Source organism: Allobosea sp. P1_A7 (assembly GCF_056406775.1).
The window spans coordinates 1-3,412 of the sequence record NZ_JBFTZN010000420.1; the positions used below are offsets into that span (position 1 = coordinate 1).

Sequence of the window (3,412 nt, forward strand, 5' to 3'; positions counted from 1 at the left end):
CGCGTACGTCCTCGGCCAGAACCTCCGCGTACGTCCTCGGCCAGAACCTCATTGGGGACGATAACTTTTGCGGCGCGCGCCCCCCACCGTTTCTCCCAGAACCGAGCCAGCCTGCGGTAGGGACCTGCCTCCCATTGATAAACGGGATCATCGAACAGATAGGCGACGAAGGGCAGCTTCAAGCGCCTGGCGGCGATGGCCGCGGCTGGTAGATCGAAGGGATTGCCGCTGCACCCGACTACCACCTGCGCCCGATGCGCCTTGACCGCGGTCTCGACCTCGTCCGCGCGAACGATAACGTCCCGCACTAGTCCGGCGTAACTGTTGACGCGCTGGACATGTTCATTTCTGAATGACCGCATAATCTGGAACCGCGGTGACGACAAGGCGACGTAAACGCCAAATCCAGCCTCGCCAGGATCAAGCGCCTGAAGTTGATCGGATAGAAAAAGATGACGTAATTTGCCGCGCTCTTGCGCCAATAGAGAGCCCAGCACTCGGGCCTGACCGCTGGCGGAGGGCGGCGCAGCAGTTGTGACGATCGCTAGGCGCTTCATATACTGCGTACTACGTGCTGCGTCCCTGAGAGGCCGGGGCAATCAAACTCGCCCAAGCAGGCCGAGCGCATAACTCAGCCTGATGGCACGGTCAATGGCGGCAAGAAAGTCGCCGCGAATCTCGCAGGCACTGATCGAATATCGACCTCGCGCATGCGACTTTATGCAAGTGTTAGGTCATGCTGCAATCTCCGGCAGGCATTTCGCATGCCCTCGGCGGCGACGCGTGCAATCCATTTACGGACGGACTTGGGGCCGACGCCGGCCGCCCTCGCTATCCCGGTAGATAATGCCTACCGCCGTCATGCGCGCGATCCGCTCTCGACCCAGTATCGTCAGCCTGTTATTCTTGCGACTGTTCATCCGGTTCATCAGAGGGCTCTGAAGCTTCGCAACCTCAGCTTCTTCGCTTGGGACCGGCGGAAAACCTGGCTCACACCTCGACCGGGCAAGACGATGGGGGATGAGGGCATGACGCTCCTACCATCAGCCGTAATAGGCCCGGTACCAGTCGACGAAGCGCTGAATGCCGTCCTCGATCGTGGTGGAGGGCATGAAACCGACGCGGGCTGCGAGAGCACTCACATCGGCATAGGTCGCCGGAACGTCGCCCGGCTGCAATGGTAGATGGCGCTTGATGGCCTCTTTGCCGCAGGCTGCCTCGATTACCGCGATGAAGTGGTCGAGCCGGACTGGCGTGTGATTGCCGATATTGTAAACACGGTAGGGCGCCGCGGATGTTGCGGGATCCGGCGAACCGACGTTGAAATTGGCCGAAGGGGTGGGCGGTTCCCGCACCAGCCGAACGATCGCCTCGCTGACATCGTCGACATAGGTGAAATCCCGGCTCATTTCGCTTTCGGCGTAGACGTCGATCTGCCGACCTTCGAGAATTGCTTTGGTGAAGCTGAAATAGGCCATGTCCGGTCGGCCCCACGGGCCGTAAACCGTGAAGAAGCGTAGGCCCGTGACCGGTATGCTGTAGAGGTGTGCATACGAATGCGCCATCAGTTCATTGGCGCGCTTCGTTGCCGCATAGAGCGAGACTGGATGATCTGCGCCGTCATGCTCACTGAACGGCACCTTGGCGTTGGCGCCATAAACCGAGCTGGATGACGCATATATCAGGTGCTGGACCGGATGGTGCCTGCAGGCCTCCAGTACTGACAGGAAGCCGACGAGATTGGCGCTGGCATAGGCCGGCGGGTTCTCTAGCGAATAGCGCACACCGGCTTGCGCCGCGAGATGAATCACAGCGTCCGGGCGAAAACGAACAAAAGCGCCTTGCAGCGCGTCATAGTCGGCAATGTCGAGGCACTCGAATGAAAAGCCCTTGCGCGCAGCCAAACGGTCGAGCCTCGCCTGCTTAAGCGCAGGATCGTAATAGGGAGTGAGACTGTCGATGCCGAGGACCYGATCGCCCTGCGCCAGCAAAGCCTCCGTGACATGAAAGCCAACGAAGCCCGCTGCGCCTGTCAGCAAAATCTGCCGTGGTGAGACCTTGATCGTCACAGGATAGACCGCCAGATCGTCCCATTTGATAGCAGCAGAGCGACTCATTTCGCCCCCCGGGCCGAACCAATCAAGTTCAGCTTTGGGAATCTGGCACGATGGGCGCGCGGCTACAAGGAGATGGCGTTTGAAACAGCGCGACGGGTAAGCACCTGTTTCGCGTCGGAAGGGACGGCAAGCGCGAGTTGTTCTCGGTGGATTGGCAAAAATTTCACTATATCAATTTCGCCGCGACACTCCGCTTGATAATCGTACCGGATCGTAGGCTCGCGCTTCCGCGGAACTCCGCTGCGATTGGACGAGCCGTAACCTTCTGCTAAAGGCGTCATGTTCGATCTACCGAATCTTCCCGCCGATATCCGCGCGATCATTTTCGATTGCGACGGAACGCTCGTGAATACGCTGCCGAATTATGCCGATGCCTGGATGCAGGGTTTTCGTATCTCTGGCAGGGACATGATGCGCGACTGGTATTTTGTCCGTGCCGGTCACTCAGAGCATGCGCTCATGGACCTTTTCGAAGCCGAGCAGGACGTGAAGCTCGACCGCGACGCCGTGATCAAGGTCATGCGCGAGCATTTTCTGCAGAATGTCGCGTCCGTGGGTGAGGTGCAGGCTATTACTGCTGTTGCTCGCCACAATCAGAGGCGCCTGCCGATGGCTGTTGCATCAGGCGGATCGAGGCAGATCGTCACAGCCACACTGGAGGCGACGGGCCTGACGCCCCTGTTCGACACGATCGTGACGATCAACGACGTCGCTCGTGCCAAGCCCGAACCCGACTTGTTCCTGGAAGCAGCGCGGCGTCTCGGCATTGTCGCTGCTGATTGCGTCGTCTTCGAGGATTCTCCTGAAGATATGGAAGCCGCTAACCGCGCTGGCATGCGCTGTATCGATGCCCGGCCGCACCGAGGTTAGGTTAAGCTGAAGGCATCATTTAATCGTCGTGCGCGAATCGAGAAGCGGACTGCCGCCGCTGAAAGCGTATTCGATCGTGCTTTTCGTGGGCATGTGAAGGGAGCCAATCTCGGAGGAGAGGTGCCGCCGCCGAAATCTGTGCTCGAAGGTGAGAATACACAACAGCATTGATCAATACTTCGCAACAAGGTCGGCGCCCACTGGCCAGGCCGGCTCGACGCCGACGACCGCCGTATTGCCCCGTTCACTCCCAGTGAGTTCAGCAAGGGTGCGCCGGTAGAACTGATCAAGTTCACCCTCAACTAGTGGATTGATTCCAACGTTTGATGCCCGCGCCTAACGGCTGCGATGATGTGGTCGGGATCGGCTTTCCATAGGAACGGGCGTGGTTCCCGGTTGTGCTCCTTGATGAAGCGGTTGATGGC

3 protein-coding genes and 1 pseudogene are annotated in these 3,412 nt (G+C 59.3%); 1 reads left to right on the forward strand and 3 read right to left on the reverse strand.

Annotated features, from left to right (window positions below):
• Together AC1D34_RS35435 and AC1D34_RS35440 are read right to left on the reverse strand one after the other, a co-directional pair.
• Nucleotides 1-557, reverse strand: a 557-nt coding sequence (locus tag AC1D34_RS35435; RefSeq protein WP_476826773.1) for a glycosyltransferase, incomplete at its 3' end; no start/stop codon positions are given.
• 486 nt (nt 558-1,043) lie between these two features.
• The gene (locus tag AC1D34_RS35440; RefSeq protein ID WP_476826774.1) at nt 1,044-2,069 is read right to left on the reverse strand and encodes an NAD-dependent epimerase; all 1,026 of its coding nucleotides are present in this window, start codon (nt 2,067-2,069) and stop codon (nt 1,044-1,046) included.
• A 327-nt stretch (nt 2,070-2,396) separates the two neighbouring features.
• Here AC1D34_RS35440 and AC1D34_RS35445 point away from each other — a divergent pair, with 327 nt between their 5' ends.
• Nucleotides 2,397-2,987, forward strand: a complete 591-nt coding sequence (locus tag AC1D34_RS35445; protein ID WP_476826775.1) for an HAD family hydrolase — start codon at nt 2,397-2,399, stop codon at nt 2,985-2,987.
• A 302-nt stretch (nt 2,988-3,289) separates the two neighbouring features.
• Here the strand turns inward: AC1D34_RS35445 and AC1D34_RS35450 are convergent.
• A pseudogene (locus tag AC1D34_RS35450) lies at nt 3,290-3,412 on the reverse strand (IS630 family transposase); the annotation flags it as partial.